This is a genomic window from Duganella levis (genome assembly GCF_009857605.1).
GTDB lineage: Bacteria > Pseudomonadota > Gammaproteobacteria > Burkholderiales > Burkholderiaceae_D > Rugamonas > Rugamonas levis.
This window is the reverse complement of record NZ_WWCT01000013.1, coordinates 98284-115415: the sequence shown is the minus strand read 5'-3', so window position 1 is coordinate 115415 and position 17132 is coordinate 98284. Positions and strand designations below refer to the sequence as shown.

At 64.2% G+C, this 17132-nt stretch carries 12 protein-coding genes; 10 read left to right on the top strand and 2 right to left on the bottom strand.

What is annotated here, in order from left to right; all coding sequences use genetic code 11:
• Positions 1–7 precede the first annotated feature (7 nt).
• Positions 8–2326 (top strand): methyl-accepting chemotaxis protein, encoded by a 2319-nt coding sequence (locus GTP69_RS16790; protein WP_161055937.1) that lies wholly within the window; start codon positions 8–10, stop codon positions 2324–2326.
• Between the two features lie 13 nt (positions 2327–2339).
• The gene (locus GTP69_RS16785) at positions 2340–7955 is read left to right on the top strand and encodes a hybrid sensor histidine kinase/response regulator (protein WP_229260991.1); all 5616 of its coding nucleotides are present in this window, start codon (positions 2340–2342) and stop codon (positions 7953–7955) included.
• Here GTP69_RS16785 and GTP69_RS16780 read toward each other — a convergent pair.
• Positions 7936–9375, bottom strand: coding sequence for a cryptochrome/photolyase family protein (locus GTP69_RS16780; protein ID WP_161055936.1), 1440 nt, complete (start codon positions 9373–9375; stop codon positions 7936–7938). The two genes, GTP69_RS16785 and GTP69_RS16780, sit on opposite strands and share 20 nt — an antisense overlap.
• A gap of 153 nt (positions 9376–9528) precedes the next feature.
• On the opposite strand from GTP69_RS16780, the gene GTP69_RS16775 reads away from it, so the two are divergent.
• The 6 genes from GTP69_RS16775 to GTP69_RS16750 are packed head-to-tail and all read left to right on the top strand — an operon-like array spanning position 9529 to position 14117.
• Complete coding sequence (locus tag GTP69_RS16775) at positions 9529–10173, top strand: YqgE/AlgH family protein (protein ID WP_161055935.1); 645 nt, start codon at positions 9529–9531, stop codon at positions 10171–10173.
• Positions 10174–10229: 56 nt separating this feature from the next.
• Positions 10230–10559, top strand: coding sequence for a Holliday junction resolvase RuvX (ruvX, locus tag GTP69_RS16770; protein ID WP_229261016.1), 330 nt, complete (start codon positions 10230–10232; stop codon positions 10557–10559).
• A gap of 2 nt (positions 10560–10561) precedes the next feature.
• Complete coding sequence (gene pyrR, locus GTP69_RS16765; protein ID WP_161044957.1) at positions 10562–11071, top strand: bifunctional pyr operon transcriptional regulator/uracil phosphoribosyltransferase PyrR; 510 nt, start codon at positions 10562–10564, stop codon at positions 11069–11071.
• Between the two features lie 17 nt (positions 11072–11088).
• Entirely contained in the window at positions 11089–12054 is a 966-nt protein-coding gene (locus GTP69_RS16760; protein WP_110845154.1) for an aspartate carbamoyltransferase catalytic subunit, read from the top strand.
• Positions 12051–13361, top strand: coding sequence for a dihydroorotase (locus tag GTP69_RS16755; protein ID WP_161055933.1), 1311 nt, complete (start codon positions 12051–12053; stop codon positions 13359–13361). The genes GTP69_RS16760 and GTP69_RS16755 overlap by 4 nt, the downstream gene beginning before the upstream one ends.
• A 9-nt stretch (positions 13362–13370) precedes the next feature.
• Positions 13371–14117 (top strand): lysophospholipid acyltransferase family protein, encoded by a 747-nt coding sequence (locus GTP69_RS16750; protein WP_161055932.1) that lies wholly within the window; start codon positions 13371–13373, stop codon positions 14115–14117.
• Here the strand turns inward: GTP69_RS16750 and GTP69_RS16745 are convergent.
• Positions 14114–14968 (bottom strand): symmetrical bis(5'-nucleosyl)-tetraphosphatase, encoded by an 855-nt coding sequence (locus GTP69_RS16745; RefSeq protein WP_161055931.1) that lies wholly within the window; start codon positions 14966–14968, stop codon positions 14114–14116. The two genes, GTP69_RS16750 and GTP69_RS16745, sit on opposite strands and share 4 nt — an antisense overlap.
• A gap of 94 nt (positions 14969–15062) precedes the next feature.
• Here GTP69_RS16745 and rfbB point away from each other — a divergent pair, with 94 nt between their 5' ends.
• On the top strand, positions 15063–16133 hold the full coding sequence (rfbB, locus tag GTP69_RS16740) for a dTDP-glucose 4,6-dehydratase (protein ID WP_161055930.1): 1071 nt from the start codon (positions 15063–15065) through the stop codon (positions 16131–16133).
• The gene (rfbA, locus tag GTP69_RS16735) at positions 16130–17026 is read left to right on the top strand and encodes a glucose-1-phosphate thymidylyltransferase RfbA (RefSeq protein WP_161055929.1); all 897 of its coding nucleotides are present in this window, start codon (positions 16130–16132) and stop codon (positions 17024–17026) included. The genes rfbB and rfbA overlap by 4 nt, the downstream gene beginning before the upstream one ends.
• Positions 17027–17132: the final 106 nt, after the last annotated feature.

Here is a 17132-nt window from a genome sequence, read left to right as displayed (position 1 = left end):
GAGGTGTATGGCTTTCAAGTTGGGCTTTTTGTCGCGCGGTAGCCGGAACGCCGCAGAGGATACGGCAGCACATTCAGAGTTTGGCGATTCGCAGTTCCTGCATACCGCCGGCACGCCTGCGCCGGCCGCACCCAATACGTCTACCGCAACGGCGGATGACGGCGACGCGCCGCTGCGCCTGCGCGATGCGCTGGGTCGCCGCCGCAGCGTGGCTGCGCCGGTGGATACGGCCCCCGAAGTCAAGCTGCCGCTGATCGGCCATTTGCCGGCGCAGCGCCAACTGAGCATCCTGTCGACCGCGCTGGCGATCTGCCTTGGCGTGAGCGCCGTGTTCGTGGCGCTCAACACCATCCATAACGCCAACCGCTCGGCGCAAACCCAGGTCGCCAGCGATGCGCTGATGCACTCGCAGCGCATCGGCAAGGCTGCGCCGAATGCGGTGCAGGGCAGTGCGGAAGGCTTCCGCCAGCTGGAAGAAAGCCGCAAGGAACTCACCAACGACATCAACCTGATGACGCGCGGCGGCAAGTACCAGGGCCGCGCCATCGGTGAGCCGCCGTCCGACATCGCCATCGTGGTGGCGGCCGCGCGCAAGCAATGGAACGCCACCGACCTCGCCGCCGGCACCATCCTGATGCTGAAGGCAGACCTCAGCGGCATGGACAAGACGCTGCAAAAACTGAACGATATGTCGCCCGACCTGCTGGTGCGCACCGAGGACATCATCACGCTCAAGTTGCAGCGCGGCGGTTCGGCGCGCGAGATCGCCGCACTGGGCAAGCTGACCATGCTGACCCAGCGCATGAGCCGCAGCGCCAGCGAATTCCTCACCGCCGGCGGCATCAGTTCCGAGACGGCCTTCCAGCTGGGGCGCGACACCACGGTGTTCCGCAACACGGTCGACGGTTTCCTCAGCGGCAGCGCGCCGCTTGGCCTGGCGGCCGTGCGCGAGCCGGACCTGCGCGCCAAGTTCACCGGCTTGCAAACGGATTTCGAGGAGTACCAGAAGCTGGTGGCGGCGGTACTCAACAAGCTGGATAAATTCAGCGCCGCGCGCGCCGCCGAACAGCTGATTTTTAATGACAACGAAGCGCTGCGCCAGCGTTTGAGTGTGGTGCAGCAGGTGTACCGCGAGAGCCAGGATTCGCTAGGCCTGACCTTCTGGCTGATGGTGGCTGGTGGCATGCTGACGCTGGTCAGCGCCGCCGCTATCGGCCGCGTGCTGCTGATGGATTCGCACAACCGCACGCGCGGCGCGGAACGCCGCCGCCAGGAAGCGGACGCCATGCGCCAGCAATCGCAGCGCCAGGAAGAAGAGGCCAAGGCCATGAACGACCAGAATCAGGCGGCCATTCTGCGACTGATGAACGAGTTGCAGGAAGTGGCGGACGGCGACTTGACGGTGCAGGCCACGGTGTCCGAAGACATCACCGGCGCCATCGCCGATTCGGTCAACTACACGGTGGAAGAGCTGCGCGGCCTGGTGGGCCGGGTGACGGCGACGGCGGAGCAGGTGACCAAGGCATCGACCCATGCGCAGAGCATCTCCAGCGATTTGCTGTCGGCGTCGCAGCAGCAGTCGCGCGAGATCCAGGATGCGTCGTCGACGGTGGTGAAGATGGCCAACGAGATTACCGACGTGTCGCGCTCCGCCAGCGAGTCGGCCGATGTGGCGCGGCAGTCGGTGGCGGCGGCGCAGCAGGGTTCGACAGCGGTGGAAAACGCCATCAAGGGCATGCACGAAATCCGCGAACAGATTCAGGATACCTCCAAGCGCATCAAGCGGCTGGGCGAGTCGTCGCAGGAAATTGGCGAGATTACCGAGCTGATTTCCGACATTACCGAACAGACCAACGTGCTGGCGCTGAACGCCGCCATCCAGGCCGCATCGGCCGGTGAGGCGGGACGCGGCTTCTCGGTGGTGGCGGAAGAGGTGCAGCGGCTGGCGGAGCGTTCGGCCGGCGCGGCCAAGCAGATCGGCGCGCTGGTGCGGACGATTCAGACCGACACCCACGACGCGGTGGCGGCGATGGAAAAGTCGACCCAGGGCGTAGTGGAAGGCGCGCGCCTGTCCGATGCGGCCGGCGCGGCGCTGCACGATATTTCGCAGGTGTCCAACCGCCTGGCGGAGCTGATTTCCGGGATTTCGCAGGCCACCGGGCAGCAGGCCACGTCGGCGTCCGGCGTGGCGCACAACATCCAGCATATTTTGACGGTGACGCAGCAGACGCAAGACGGCACCCAGCAAACCGCGCAATCCATTCACAAGTTATCGGTGCTGGCGCAGGAGCTGAAGAACTCCGTGGCGCGCTTCCGCATCGCTTAAGGCTGAGACAAGCATGACCCATACTGATTTTTCGACCCCGCAGCAACCGCCCTTGGACACCGGCCCCTTATCGTGGGTGATGGTGGAAATCCGCGAGTCGCTGGCCCGTTCGCGCACCGCGTTGTTTGAAGCGGGCGGCCGGGAGCCGGAGGATCAGGCCACGCAGCTACAACACGCCAAGTCGCACCTGCATCAGGCGCACGGCGCGTTGCAGATGGTCGATCTGGATGGCGTCAGTCTGATGACCGAGGTGGCCGAGGCGGCGCTGGACCGCTTCAAGGCTGGCACGCTGAAGTGCAGCACCGACAACGCGCAGGCGGTGGCGCAGCTGTATCAGGCGCTGGTGGAGTATCTGGAAGAACTGCTGGCGGGCGCGCCATCGCAGCCGGCCAGGCTGTTCCCGTACTACCGCGCGGTGCAGGAGATGATTGGCGTGGAACGCATCCATCCGGCCGATTTGTTCTTCCCCGATTTGTCGCAGCCGGTCGGTTTACCGCCGTCCGAGGCCGCTGCTGAAGCCCCTGCTGAAGCGCCGGACTACGCGGCCTGCCGCCAGCGCTTCGAGCGCGCGTTGCTGCCGTATCTGAAGAGTGCTGATCCGGCCCAGCAGCAGGAGCATGCTGCCGCGTTGCTGGACGCCGTCAAGCAAGTAGCCGATGCGCAGCAGGACGGCGCGGCGCGCGCGTTCTGGCTGGCGATGCAGGGTTTTGCGGAACTGGTGGCCGGCGGTCAGCTGACGGCCAGCCTGTACGTCAAGCAGCTGTTCGGCATGATCAATTTGCAGATCCGCCGTCTGAGCCAGGGCACGGCGGCGCAACCGGAAGCGATGCTGCGCGATGCGCTGTTCTTCATCGCCACCGCTGGCGCGGAATCGCCAGCCAGCACAGTGCAGCAGCTGCGCAGCGCCTACGCGTTGGACGGCCTGGCGCCGGCCGACTATGAAACCCGCCGTTATGGCCAGATCAACCTTGAGGCGCTGGCACGCGCCAAGGCCGGCATCGCGCAGGCCAAGTCCAATTGGGACCGGCTGGCCAATGCGGAAATCGATCCGGATCTGGATGCGGCTTTTGAAGCGGCGCTGTCCGACACGGCGGCCGAGTGCGAGACGCTGAACCTGCCGGCGCTGAGCGCTCTGCTGCGCCAACTGGCGGATGTGGCGCGCAAGGCGGTATCAGCTGGCCGTAGCGAGGAGCTGGCGCTGGAGATGGCGACCGCGCTCCTGTTTGCGGAACATGGGTTGCAGCATATCCGCCATCTGCCGGACGATTTCGCCGGCCATGCGGACACCATCGGCGCGCGTTTGCAGGCGCTGGTCGCCGGCGACACGCCGCCGGAGCCGGCGCAGTGGCAGCAAGGTCTGACCAATCAGATGCAGCAGGACGACACCGTGGTGGCGCTGGCGATGGAGATGAAGTCCGGTCTTCGCCAGGTGGAGAAGGTACTGGACGATTACTACGCCGATCCGTCGAAGCGGCCGTCGTTGCAGGAACTGGACCCGGTGCTGCATCAGTTGCAGGGCGCCTTGTCGGTGCTGGATCAGGATGATGCCACGCGCGCGGTGCAGCAGGTGAAGTCCGATGTTCAGGCGCTGCTGCATGGCGATGGCGATCCGTCGGCTGAGCCGAAGGCGCTGGATGATATTGCGCAGAACGTCGGCGCGCTGGGCTTCTTCGTCGATATGCTGGCGCAGAATGCGGATGGTGCGCGCGAGCGCTTTGCGTTTGATGCGGAGCAGGGCAGTTTCCGTTCGGTGCCGTTCAAGAAGATCGCGGCGTCGGAGTCGATTCCGGTGCTGGACGAGCAGGTGCCGGCGCCCGCGCCGGTGTCGATGCCGGCCGAAGCGCCGCCGCCTGCGGCCAGCGATGCAGCGGTCGAGGCGGAGCTGCTCGATATCTTTATCTCCGAGGCGCAGGAGGTGCTGGTGTTTGTCGGCGAGGCTTTGCCGCAGCCGCGCAGCGAAGAGAATCTGAGCATGCTGCGGCGCTCCTTCCACACGTTGAAAGGCAGTGGGCGGATGGTGGGCTTGAATCAGTTTGCCGATGCGGCGTATGCGATTGAGAAGGTGCTCAATGTGTGGCTGGCGGAGCAGCGCCCGGTCACGGATGCGCTGTATGAGTTGTTGGGCAGTGCGGCGCAGGCGCTGGACGTGTGGGTGGCGGAGCTGGTTGCGAATGGCGTTTCGGAGCGTAATGCCGATGCGCTGATTGCTGCCGCTGCGCGCGTGCAGGATGGCGGCGACGCCGCGCTGGAGGCGGCGGAACCGGACGAACCGTTGGTGGCTGAACCTACCGAGCCAGCCGCGCCGACTGATGCGCCGATCGATGAACCGCCTGCTGTGGAGGAAATCGAGGCCATTGCTGCGCCGGACGAGCCGGAGGTGATTGCGCCGAGCGCGCCGCCGGTCGTTAGCCATGGCAACGTGATCGAATTCCCGACCATTACGCCGCCGTCGGTGGAACGTGACGATAACGTCAAGCATATCGGCGATCTGGAAATCCCTCTGCCGCTGTACAACATCTATCTGCACGAGTCGGATGATTTGGTGCGCAAGCTGGTGCAGGACTTTGGCGAGTGGCGTCATGAGCCGCGCCGTCCGGTGAATCCGGAGGCGCTGCAGGCTGCGCATACGCTGGCTGGCACCTCGGGCACGGTGGGCTTCAAGGCATTGCGCGAACTGGCGCTGGCGCTGGAGGACACGCTGGAAGTGCTGCTGCCGCCGGCGCCGCATCTGGATCAGGTGCAGCATGATCTGCTGGACTTCACCATGGAGCGCGTTCGCCAGATGCTGCATAGCTTTGCGGCCGGCGAGCTGCCGGATGCGCAGCCGGAGTTGATCGGCGCTTTACAAGGCTTGCGTGAAGAGCTGGCGGCGACGCCACCTGCGGCCAGCAATGAAATCGAGGCGCGGCTGGATGATCTGGTGTCCGAGACCATGGATGGCATCAATACGCCGCCAGTGGCGCAGGAGTCGGCGCTGGACCAGTTGTTCCGCGAGACGTACAACGCGATCAGCGGAACGGTGCCGGAGTCCGAAGCACCGGTTGCGCCGCCGTTGAAGAAAAAGCCGGAAGTGCATGTTGATGACGGTATCGATGATCTGTTCAACGCCGCTTTTGACGATGCCTTTGCCGATCCGCCGCTACAGATTGCTGAGCCAATCGCGCCCGTACCGCCGCCAGAGCCCGCGCCACCCCCCGCCGAACCAGAGCCAGAGCCAGACGTGCCGCTCACCGCCGAGCCAGAGCCAGAGCCCGCGCCAGCCGCCGAGCCAGAGCCAGACGCGGAAGTTATCGCGCTGGCGCCTGCGGCGCCGGAAATCCTGGCTGCCGCTCCCGCCATCTTCAACGATGAACTGGACGCCGACCTGCTGCCGGTCTTCCTGGAAGAAGGCGCGGATCTGCTGCCGCAAGTCGGCGAAGCGCTGCGCACCTGGCAGCACCATCCTGCCGATACTGCACAAGCCCAAAGCCTGCTGCGTCTCCTGCATACCGTCAAAGGCAGCGCGCGCATGGCCGGCGCGATGCGTCTCGGTCAGCACTGCCACGAGATCGAAACGCACATCGAAAACATGGTGCACGCCGGCTCCGCCACGCCGCAAGCCTTCGACGAACTGCTGGCGCACTACGACCATGCCTTGCTGCTGTTCGAGCAATTGCAAAATCCTCAGGCATTGCAAGCCGGTTTGGCAGACAATGTTGGCGCGCTGGCGGATGGCGAGCCGGCAGCCGCGCATCAAGGCGACAGCGCAGCCGGCGATGCGGCAGCCACGCCGTCCGGCGAAGCTCCACAATCGACAGCACCGGCCGTCGTGCATCCAGCCGACGAAGCCCAAGCCGGCGTCAAATCGCCGTTGGTCCGCGTGCGCGCCGACATCCTCGACCGCCTGGTCAACCAGGCCGGCGAAGTCTCGATCTCCCGCTCCCGGCTGGAAAACGAAGTCGACACCCTGCGCACCTCGCTGACCGACTTCTCCGACAACCTGGCCCGCCTGCGCCGCCAGTTGCGCGAAGTCGAAATGCAGGCCGAATCGCAAATCGCCTCGCGCATGGCCGTCTCCAGCGACCGCGAATTCGACCCGCTCGAATTCGACCGCTTCACGCGCCTGCAAGAACTCACGCGCATGATGGCCGAAAGCGTCAATGACGTCGCCAGCTTCCACGAAAGTCTGACCCGAAGCGTCGACAACGCCCACAACGACCTGGCACAGCAAGCCCGCCTGACGCGCGACTTGCAACGAGACCTGATGCGCGTGCGCATGGTGCCTTTCGCCAGCATCTCGGAGCGCCTGTTCCGCGTCGCCCGCCAGAGCGCCAAGGACGTCGACAAGCGCGTCAACCTCGATATCCGCGGCAGCAGCGTGGAACTGGACCGCAGCGTACTGGAACGCATGGCCGCGCCGTTTGAACACCTGCTGCGCAACGCCATCGCCCACGGCGTGGAAACGCGCGAAGCCCGCATCGCCGCCGGCAAGAGCGAAACCGGCGAACTGCTGGTGGAAGTGGCGCAAGAGGGCAACGAGATCGTCATCGAATTCAGCGACGATGGCGGCGGCCTCGATCTGGAGCGCATCAAGGCCAAGGCGATCAGCACCGGCCTGCTGGCGGAAGAAGACGCCGCCTCCGATGCGCAAATCGCCGACCTGATTTTTGAACCTGGCTTCTCCACCGCCGACACGCTGACCGAATTGTCGGGACGCGGCGTCGGCATGGACGTGGTGCAGTCGGAAGCGCAAGCACTGGGCGGCCGCGTGGACATGCTGTCGGAGCCAGGCAAAGGCACGCGCTTCACCATTCGCCTGCCGTTGACGCTGGCCGTCACCCAGGTGGTGCTGCTGGCCGCCGGCGGCAAGACCTACGCACTGCCGGCGATTCTGGTCGAGCAGGTGTTGCAGATGAAGGATGCGGCACTGGCCGAGGCGCGCGAGAACGGCATGCAGTACCTGCCTACGCTGCTGGGCGACAGCGCGCAGCCGCCGGTACAGCGATCATCGCCGGTGATGATGCTCAAGAACGGCAACGAGCGTCTGGCCTTGCAGGTGGATGAAGTGCTGGGCAACCGCGAGGTGGTGATCAAGAATATCGGCCCGCAGTTGTCGCGAATGGTGGGGATTGCCGGCGCTACGGTGCTGGGCACCGGCGACATTGTGCTGATCCTGAATCCGGTGGCGCTGGCGCAGCATCTGGCGCATCATCCGGAGGCGCGGCAGGAGTACGCCCAAGCAGCGGCTGAGAGTCCGGCCGTGCTGCCTGCACTGGGCCGCAGCATCATGGTGGTGGACGATTCGCTGACCGTGCGCCGCGTGACCCAGCGCCTGCTGGAGCGCGAAGGCTATCGCGTGCTGCTGGCCAAGGATGGCGTGGACGCGCTGGAACAGTTGCAGGAGTCGACGCCGGACCTGATGCTGGTGGATATCGAGATGCCGCGCATGGACGGCTTCGACCTGACGCGCAATGTGCGCGGAGACGAACGCACCAAAGCCATCCCGATCATCATGATCACCTCGCGCAGCGCCGACAAGCACCGCAACGTGGCGCTGGAACTGGGCGTCAACGCCTACTTCGGCAAGCCGTATCAGGAAGCGGTGCTGCTGGAGGCGATCGACGGCCTGCTTACGCCGCAGGCTTCTTGACCACCTCGTAGCGTTCCAGCGTCAGCTTGCGCGCTTCGTCGTGCATCACCACTGGCGCTGGATAACCCGGCGCCAGCATGCGCGGCGCCAGCCATGGCGCGTGGATTTCCTTGTCGCTCAGCTCTTTCAGTTGCGGCAGGTAGCGGCGGATGAATTTTCCTTGCGCGTCAAACTTCTGCGACTGTGTCACCGGATTGAAGATGCGGAAGTAGGGCTGCGCGTCGCAGCCTGACGACGACGCCCACTGCCAGCCGCCGTTGTTGGAGGCCAGATCGAAGTCGTTGAGGTGCTGCGCGAAGTACGCTTCGCCGCGCCGCCAGTCGATACCCAAATCCTTGATCAGGAAGCACGCCGTCACCATGCGCAGGCGGTTGTGCATCCAGCCGGTCTGGTTCAGTTGCAGCATGGCCGCATCCACCAGCGGATAGCCGGTGCGGCCTTCGCACCAGGCGGCGAACAGTTCGTCGGCCTCCGGGCCGGTCTCCCATTCAATCGCGTCGTAGGCCGGCTTGTAGGCGCCGCCCACCACGTGCGGGTTGTGATACAGGATCATGGCGTAGAACTCGCGCCAAATCAGTTCCGACAGCCACACGGCCGCGCCTTCGCCGCCGGCGCCGCGTTCCTGCAAGTCCAGCACCGTGCGCACCAGGTGGCGCACCGATAGCGTGCCGAAGCGGAAGTGCACCGACAGATAGGACGGTCCCTTCACCGCCGGGAAGTCGCGCGCCACGTTGTAGTCGGCCATGCGCGGCAAAAAGTCCTCGAACAGCTGCGCGGCGCCGGACATGCCGGTCGGGATCTTCAGCTCGGCCAGGTTGCTTGGCTCGAAGCCCAGTTCGGCCAGCGTCGGCAAAGCCGGCGCAGGCGAGGGCGGCGGCGCCAGGCGCGCCGCATGCGGCTCGATGTTGTACGGTGCCAGCACCGACGGATCGGCCGCCAGCTTTTTCAGCCACGCATTCTTGTAGGGCGTGAACACCGAGAACACGCCGCCGGTCTGCGACAGCACTTCGCTGCACTCAAAGATCACCTGATCCTTGTAGCTGAAAAACTTGCGGCCAGCCGCTTCCAAGGTCGCCGCCACCGTGGCGTCACGTTCGATCGCTTGCGGTTCATAATCGTGATTGCAAAACACCGCCTGCACGCCCAGTTCGGCGGCCAGCGCCGGGATCTCGTCGACCGGATCGCCATGCCGGACGATCAGGTGGCCGCCCAGTTGCGCCAGTTCGTCCGCCACTTCGGCAATGCTGGCGTGGATGAAGTCGACCCGGCGGTCGCGGCGCGGCAGGCTGTCCAGGATCGTGGTGTCGTAGACAAAAACGCAATACACTTTTTCGCTGCCCAGCAGCGCCTGCTGCAGGGCGACATGGTCGAAAACCCGCAAATCGCGGCGCAGCCATACGAGGGAAGAAGTCAGTTTCATTCGGTCTGTATCAATATTGTGGTAGACGCAATCATGGTCGTCCCCTCAATTCAGTGTAAACTACAGGGTAAACATAGTTGCTAGCCGCGCGAATACTACAGTAATTGTCAGCAGCACAGAAAGCACACGCACCCAGCAGAGAGAGCAACTTGTATGAAGAAGAGCAAAATAGGCACAACTCTACCTGTCCCCGGCATGCTGCATGACGCCGGTGAGTCCGCAGGCGTCGCGACCAGCACGCTGAATCTGGCTAATCATTTCCTTATTGCAATGCCATCGATGCAAGACCCGGTCTTCGGCGGCGCCGTGGTGTATGTTTGTGAACACAATGAAAACGGCGTGCTCGGCGTGGTGATCAACAAGCCTACCGACATGACCATGCACACGCTGTTCGAGCGCATCGAGCTGAAGGTGGAGTCCGGCCTGGAAGGTCACGACGACGAGCCGATCATGTTCGGCGGCCCGGTGCAGGACGACCGTGGCTTCGTGCTGCACACGCCTGGCCACCGCTATTCATCGTCGCTGACGGTGACCGACGAAATCGCCTTTACCACCTCGATCGACGTGCTGGAGGCCGTGGCCGCCGGCGAAGGTCCGCCGCGCATGCTGGTGTCGATCGGCTACTCGGGCTGGAGTCCGGGCCAGCTGGAAGACGAAATCGGCCGCAACGGCTGGCTGACGGTCGGCGCCGATCCCGAGATCCTGTTCAATATGCCGATCGAGGAACGCTACACGGCGGCCATGCGCCTGCTGGGCATTGATCCTCTCATGCTCACCTCCGAGGCAGGACACGCGTGAGCAGTATCGACACCATCTTTGCTTTCGACTTCGGCGTGAAAAGAATCGGCGTGGCCATGGGGAATACCATGCTGCGCCAGGCCGAGCCGCTCAAAGTCATCAGCGCCATCGATAACGCCAAGCGCTTCGCCGATATCCAGAAACTGCTGGACGAGTGGAAGCCGGCGCTGCTGGTGGTCGGCCTGCCGATGCACCCGGACGGCAACGAACACGAAATGACGGCGCGCGCGCGCCGGTTTGCCAATCAATTGCACGGCCGTTTCAGCCTGCCGGTGGAGCTGGTCGACGAACGTTATTCCTCGGCCGTCATCTCGGCCAAGCGCGGCGAGGTCATCGACGACCGCGCCGCCGCCATCATTCTGCAACAATACTTCGATACCCTGTGACCATGTCTACCCTCAATCCCCACCAACTCGATGCCGAAGCGCTGTACGCGACGCTGCTGGCCGATGTGAAAGCCGGCCTGGCCGGCGTGCCGGACGTTGCCATTGTCGGCATCCATTCCGGTGGCGCCTGGATCGCCGAACGTCTGGCGGCCGACCTCGGCCTGTCGGCGCGTTGCGGCGTGCTGGACGTGTCCTTCTACCGCGACGATTACGCCAAGAAGGGCCTGCCGGCCGACGTCAAGCCGACCAACATCACCTTCGACGTTGCCGCCGCCAACATCCTGCTGGTGGATGACGTGCTGTACACAGGCCGCACCACGCGCGCCGCCATCAACGAGCTGTTTGACTACGGCCGCCCGGCGCGCATCATGCTGGCGGCGCTGGTCGACCGCGGCGAACGCCAGCTGCCGGTGGCCGCCGACTTCGTCGCCGCCAAGGTGGCGGTGCCGGCCGGCCAGGCGCTGGTCCTGAAGCGCACCGATGATGACAAATTCACGCTAACCATTGAATAACCGCTTAGATCCCACCTATGTTGAATCCGCAACTGAACAAACACGGCGAGTTGCAGCACTTGCTGTCGATCGAGGGCCTGCCCAAGAGCATCCTCAATCACATCCTGGACACCGCCTCATCCTTCGTCGGCATCTCCGACCGCGACGTGAAAAAAGTGCCGCTGATGCGCGGCAAATCGGTGTTCAACCTGTTCTTCGAGAACTCGACCCGCACCCGCACCACGTTTGAAATCGCCGCCAAGCGCCTGTCGGCCGACGTCATCAACCTGAACATTCAGGCCTCGTCGGCCAGCAAGGGCGAATCGCTGCTGGACACCATCGACAATCTGGCGGCGATGCACGCCGACATGTTCGTGGTGCGCCACGCGCAGTCCGGCGCGCCGTACCTGATCGCCAAGCACCTGATGGAAACCAAGCAGAACCACGTGCACGTGGTCAACGCCGGCGACGGTCGCCACGCGCACCCGACCCAGGGTCTGCTGGACATGTACACCATCCGCCACTACAAGAAAGACTTCACCAACCTGCGGGTGGCGATTGTCGGCGACATTCTGCACAGCCGCGTGGCCCGTTCGGACATCCACGCGCTGACCACGCTGGGCGTGCCGGAAGTGCGCGCCATCGGCCCGCATACCTTGTTGCCGGGCGGCCTGGAGCAGATGGGCGTGCGCACCTTCACCAATATGGATGAAGGCCTGAAGGACGTCGACGTGATCATCATGCTGCGCCTGCAAAACGAGCGCATGAGCGGCGCGCTGCTGCCGTCGGCCGGCGAATATTTCTCCAACTACGGCCTGACGCCGGAACGGCTGGCGCTGGCCAAGCCGGACGCCATCGTCATGCACCCGGGGCCGATGAACCGCGGCGTGGAAATCGATTCCGCCGTGGCCGATGGCGCGCAGGCAGTGATCCTGCCTCAGGTGACGTTTGGTATCGCAGTACGTATGGCGGTGATGAGCATCGTAGCAGGAACGCAAGCATGAACGTGACGAAAACTATCCACATTAAAAACGGCCGCCTGATCGATCCCGCCAACGGCATCGACGGCATTCATGACCTTTACCTGGCCGACGGCAAGGTGTTGACGATCGGCGGCGCGCCGGCCGGCTTTACGGCCGACCAGACCATCGACGCCACCGGCCTGATCGTCTCGCCCGGCTTCGTCGACCTGTCGGCGCGCCTGCGCGAGCCGGGCTTTGAATACAAGGCCACGCTGGAATCGGAAATGCAGGCCGCCATGCAAGGCGGCGTCACCTCGCTGGTGTGCCCGCCGGATACCGATCCGGTGCTGGACGAGCCGGGCCTGGTGGAAATGCTGAAGCACCGCGCGCACAAGCTGAACCAGGCGCACGTGCATCCGCTGGGTGCGCTGACCATGGGCCTGAAAGGCGAGTCGCTGACCGAGATGTCGGCGCTGACCGCTTCCGGCTGCATCGGCTTCTCGCACGCCGAGCAACCCATCGAAGACACCAACGTGCTGCTGCGCGCCATGCAGTACGCCAAGACCTTCGGCTATACCGTGTGGCTGCGCCCGCAGGATGCGCACATCGGCCGTGGCGGCGTGGCTGCTTCCGGTCCGCTGGCCTCGCGCCTCGGCTTGTCGGGCGTGCCGGTGATGTCGGAAACCATCGCGCTGCACACCATCTTCGAACTGATGCGTGCCACCGGCGCGCGCGTGCACCTGTGCCGCATTTCCGCTGCCGCCAGCCTGGAGCTGATCCGCAAGGCCAAGGCCGAAGGCCTGCCGGTGACCTGCGATGTCGGCGCCCACCACATCCACATGACGGACGCCGACATCGGCTTCTTTGATTCGAATGCGCGCATGGACCCGCCATTCCGCAGCCAGCGCGACCGCGATGCGATCCGCCTCGGCCTGCTGGACGGCACGGTCGATGCGCTGTGCTCGGACCACACGCCAGTCGATGACGACGAGAAGCTGCTGCCGTTCGGCGAAGCCTCGCCGGGCGCGACCGGGCTGGAACTGCTGCTGTCGCTGACCCTGAAGTGGGCCGACGACTTCGCCTCGAAACAGGACACCGGCGACCTCAGTGCGCTGTCGCGCGCCTTGTCGCGCATCACGTCGGAAGCGGCGCGCGTGGCGGGGCTGGACGCCGGCACCTTGTCGGTCGGCGCGGTGGCGGACGTGGTGCTGTTCGATGCCGGCGCGCATTGGACGGTGGAAGCGTCGGCGCTGGCCAGCCAGGGCAAACATACGCCGTTCCTGGGTTACAACCTGTCGGGACAAGTCCAAACCACCATCGTGGCCGGCCACGTTGCTTATCAACGCTGATCGCGCTGCATGAAACTGTCGACGATATTCCGCCTGGTGCGGGTGCTGCTGCACGTGTTCAAGGGTATGGCTATCTGCGCCACGGTGTTTCCGTGGATCGGCCAGGAGAAGCGCAATGCGCATATCCGGCGCTGGTCCACGCGCTTGCTGAAAATGTGCAATGTGACGGTGTCGCTGGCTCCGGGCAGCGTGCCGGTGCTGGAGCGCGCCATGGTGGTCGCCAATCACGTCTCGTGGTTGGATATTTTTGTGGTGCACAGCCTGTACCCGAGCCATTTCGTGGCCAAGGCCGAGATTAGGTCGTGGCCGCTGGCCGGGTGGCTGGCGGAGAAGGCCGGCACGGTGTTCATCTCGCGTGGTAACCGGCGCGATCTGCGGCACATCTTCAAAGGGCTGGTGACCAGTTTGCAGAACGGCGAGCGGGTGGCGTTCTTCCCGGAAGGGACAACGTCGGCGCAGGGCAGTTTGCTGCCGTTCCACGCCAATCTGTTTGAGGCGGCCATCGACGCGCAAGTGCCGGTGCAGCCGTTTGCGCTGACCTACCGGGATGGCAGCGGCGGCAGCCATCCGTCGGTGGACTTCATCGGCGAGACCAGTTTTGCCGAGAGCATCGCGCTGATCCTCAACGGGCCGCCGGTGCAGGCGCAGCTGGCGATTTTGCCGGCGCTGGACACCGCCGGCGCGCACCGCCGCGATCTGGCGGAAGCCGCGCAGCAGGCGGTGGCGACGGCGCTGGGCGTGGTGGTGGCGGTTTAAGCCTTCTTCGGTTCCTTGAACTGCGGACATTGCACCTGCAACAGGCTGCGGTCCTCCAGGCACACGGCGGATAGTTGGCCGCCCCACACGCAGCCGCTGTCCAGGCCAATCACATTGGCCTCGATCTTCAAGCCCAGCGCCGACCAGTGGCCGAACACCACGGTGTCGCGCTGGCTGCGGCGGCCGGGCACCTCGAACCACGGCATCAGTCCGGTCGATGGATCGACGGTGCCGCTTTCCTTCATCTTGAAGTCCATTACGCCATCGGCGCTGCAAAAGCGCAGCCGCGTCATGGCGTTGATGATGCAGCGCAGCCGGTCGGCGCCCTGCAAATCGTCCGACCACTGCGCCGGCTCGTTGCCGTACATCTCGGCCAGAAACTCTTCGATGCCATCGCCGCGCAGCATCTCCTGCACCTCGCCGGCCAGCGCCATCGCTTGCGCGCCGGTCCATTGCGGCAGCAGGCCGGCGTGCACCAGCACATGCTCGCCGGAGCGGATCGCCAGCGGCCGGCGCCGCAGCCAGTCGATCAGCTCGTCGCGATCGGGCGCGTGCAGGATCTCGGCCAGCGTGTCCGACTTGTGCTCGGGCCGGATGCCATAGGCCACCGCCAGCAAGTGCAGGTCATGATTGCCCAGCACGCTATCGACCAGGCCGCCGCTGGCGATGGCCAGCTGGCGCACCTGGCGCAGCGTGGCCAGCGAATCCGGTCCACGGTTGATCAGGTCGCCTGCAAACAGGATGGCCGGCTCGGCCACGCCGCTCTCGGCCGCGTGGGCGCGTATGCGGTCGAGGATGGCCAGCGCCTGCGCGTGGCAGCCTTGCAAATCGCCGATGACATAGGTTTTCATATGTGTACTCGCTTGTTTTATTTTTGCCCGAACGCCGGGTACTTCACCTAAAATCATAGGTACGACTAATTTAATGCTTGCTCCGGGATACTAAATGATTTTTGTTACGGGTGGTGCTGGGTTCATAGGCTCGAATTTCGTCCTCGACTGGCTGGCGCAGTCGGATGAGCCTGTTCTCAATTTTGACAAGCTGACGTACGCAGGTAATCTGAACAATCTGGCGTCGTTGAAACAGGATGTGCGCCACACCTTCGTGCGCGGCGATATCTGCGACCAGGCCCAGGTGCTGGCGCTATTCCAGCAGCATAAGCCGCGCGCCGTGGTGCACTTCGCGGCCGAAAGCCATGTCGACCGTTCCATCGTCGGCCCCGGCGAATTCATCAATACCAACATCAACGGCACGTTCAGCCTGCTGGAAGCCGCGCGCGCCTACTGGTCGGCACTGCCGGACGACGAAAAAGCCGCGTTCCGCTTCCTGCACGTGTCGACCGACGAGGTGTACGGCACGCTCGGTCCGGACGATGCGCCGTTCAGCGAAACCACCGCGTTTGCGCCGAACAGCCCGTACTCGGCGTCGAAAGCCGCGTCGGATCACCTGGTGCGTTCGTACTTCCATACCTATGGCCTGCCGGTGCTGACCACCAACTGCTCGAATAACTACGGTCCGTACCACTTCCCGGAAAAACTGATCCCGCTGATCATCGCCAACGCCCAAGCCGGCAAGCCGCTGCCGATCTATGGCGACGGCCAGCAAGTGCGCGACTGGCTGTACGTCACCGACCACGCCGCCGCCATCCGCCGCGTACTGGAAGCCGGCCGCCTGGGCGAGACCTACAACGTCGGCGGCTGGAACGAAATGGCCAATCTGGATGTCGTCCACACGCTGTGCGACATGCTGGACAAGCTGAAGCCGAAAGCCCAAGGCAGCTACCGCGACCAGATCACCTTCGTCAAAGACCGTCCCGGCCATGACCGCCGCTATGCGATCGACGCGCGCAAGCTGGAGCGGGAACTGGGCTGGAAACCGGCCGAGACCTTCCAGAGCGGCATCGCCAAGACGGTGCAGTGGTATCTGGATAACCAGGCCTGGGTGACCGACGTGCAGTCGGGCAGCTATGCCAAGTGGGTGGAAACCAATTACTTCAATCGTGAAGGCCAGCAATGAGCACATTCAAACGCAAAGGCATTATTTTGGCCGGCGGTTCCGGCACCCGGCTGTACCCGGTGACGATGAGCGTCTCCAAGCAGCTGCTGCCGATCTATGACAAGCCGATGATCTACCACCCGCTGACGGTGCTAATGTTGGCCGGCATGACGGAAATCCTGCTGATCTCGACGCCGCAGGACACGCCGCGCTTCAAGGACCTGCTGGGCGACGGCAGCCAGTGGGGCATCAGCATCAGCTATGCGGTGCAGCCGTCGCCGGACGGCCTGGCGCAAGCGTTCATCATCGGCAAGGAGTTTGTCGGCGATGCGCCATCGGCACTGATCCTGGGCGATAACATCTACTACGGCAACGACCTCGATGCGCTGCTGCGCCACGCCACCGAGCAGACCGACGGCGCCACCGTGTTCGCGTACCACGTGCAAGACCCGGAACGCTACGGCGTGGTCGAGTTCGACGAGCAGCGCACCGCCGTGTCGATCGAAGAGAAGCCGGTCAAGCCGAAATCCAACTACGCCGTCACCGGCCTGTATTTCTACGACAGCCAGGTATGCGACATCGCCGCCAGCATCCAGCCATCGGCGCGCGGCGAACTGGAAATCACCGACGTCAACAAGGTCTACCTCGACAAGGGCCAGCTGAACGTGGAAGTCATGGGACGCGGCATGGCCTGGCTGGACACCGGCACCCACGATTCGTTGCTGGAAGCCGGCCAGTTCATCGCCACCATCGAGAAGCGCCAGGGTCTGAAAGTGGCCTGCCCGGAAGAAATCGCCTACCGTAAAGGCTATATTGACGCCGCCCAGCTGCGCAAGCTGGCCGAGCCGTTGAAGAAAAACAACTACGGCCAATACCTGCTGCAAATCCTGGAAGACAAGGTCGTGCCGCGATAATGCAATCTGCGGAGTTGTATCGATTGGTAAGCATGCTCGGTTGTGCAGGCGGTGGCTGGTATGATCCCGCCGCGTGAATCCTGTACAATCAGCTGTTAGCACGCTG

What these genes read in the sequence shown, in the direction of transcription:
- GTP69_RS16790 (WP_161055937.1), top strand. Translation starts at nt 8, where the DNA reads ATGGCTTTCAAGTTGGGCTTTTTGTCGCGCGGTAGCCGGAACGCCGCA.
- GTP69_RS16785 (WP_229260991.1), top strand. Translation starts at nt 2,340, where the DNA reads ATGACCCATACTGATTTTTCGACCCCGCAGCAACCGCCCTTGGACACC.
- GTP69_RS16780 (WP_161055936.1), bottom strand. Translation starts at nt 9,375, where the DNA reads ATGAAACTGACTTCTTCCCTCGTATGGCTGCGCCGCGATTTGCGGGTT.
- GTP69_RS16775 (WP_161055935.1), top strand. Translation starts at nt 9,529, where the DNA reads ATGAAGAAGAGCAAAATAGGCACAACTCTACCTGTCCCCGGCATGCTG.
- ruvX (WP_229261016.1), top strand. Translation starts at nt 10,230, where the DNA reads ATGGGGAATACCATGCTGCGCCAGGCCGAGCCGCTCAAAGTCATCAGC.
- pyrR (WP_161044957.1), top strand. Translation starts at nt 10,562, where the DNA reads ATGTCTACCCTCAATCCCCACCAACTCGATGCCGAAGCGCTGTACGCG.
- GTP69_RS16760 (WP_110845154.1), top strand. Translation starts at nt 11,089, where the DNA reads ATGTTGAATCCGCAACTGAACAAACACGGCGAGTTGCAGCACTTGCTG.
- GTP69_RS16755 (WP_161055933.1), top strand. Translation starts at nt 12,051, where the DNA reads ATGAACGTGACGAAAACTATCCACATTAAAAACGGCCGCCTGATCGAT.
- GTP69_RS16750 (WP_161055932.1), top strand. Translation starts at nt 13,371, where the DNA reads ATGAAACTGTCGACGATATTCCGCCTGGTGCGGGTGCTGCTGCACGTG.
- GTP69_RS16745 (WP_161055931.1), bottom strand. Translation starts at nt 14,968, where the DNA reads ATGAAAACCTATGTCATCGGCGATTTGCAAGGCTGCCACGCGCAGGCG.
- rfbB (WP_161055930.1), top strand. Translation starts at nt 15,063, where the DNA reads ATGATTTTTGTTACGGGTGGTGCTGGGTTCATAGGCTCGAATTTCGTC.
- rfbA (WP_161055929.1), top strand. Translation starts at nt 16,130, where the DNA reads ATGAGCACATTCAAACGCAAAGGCATTATTTTGGCCGGCGGTTCCGGC.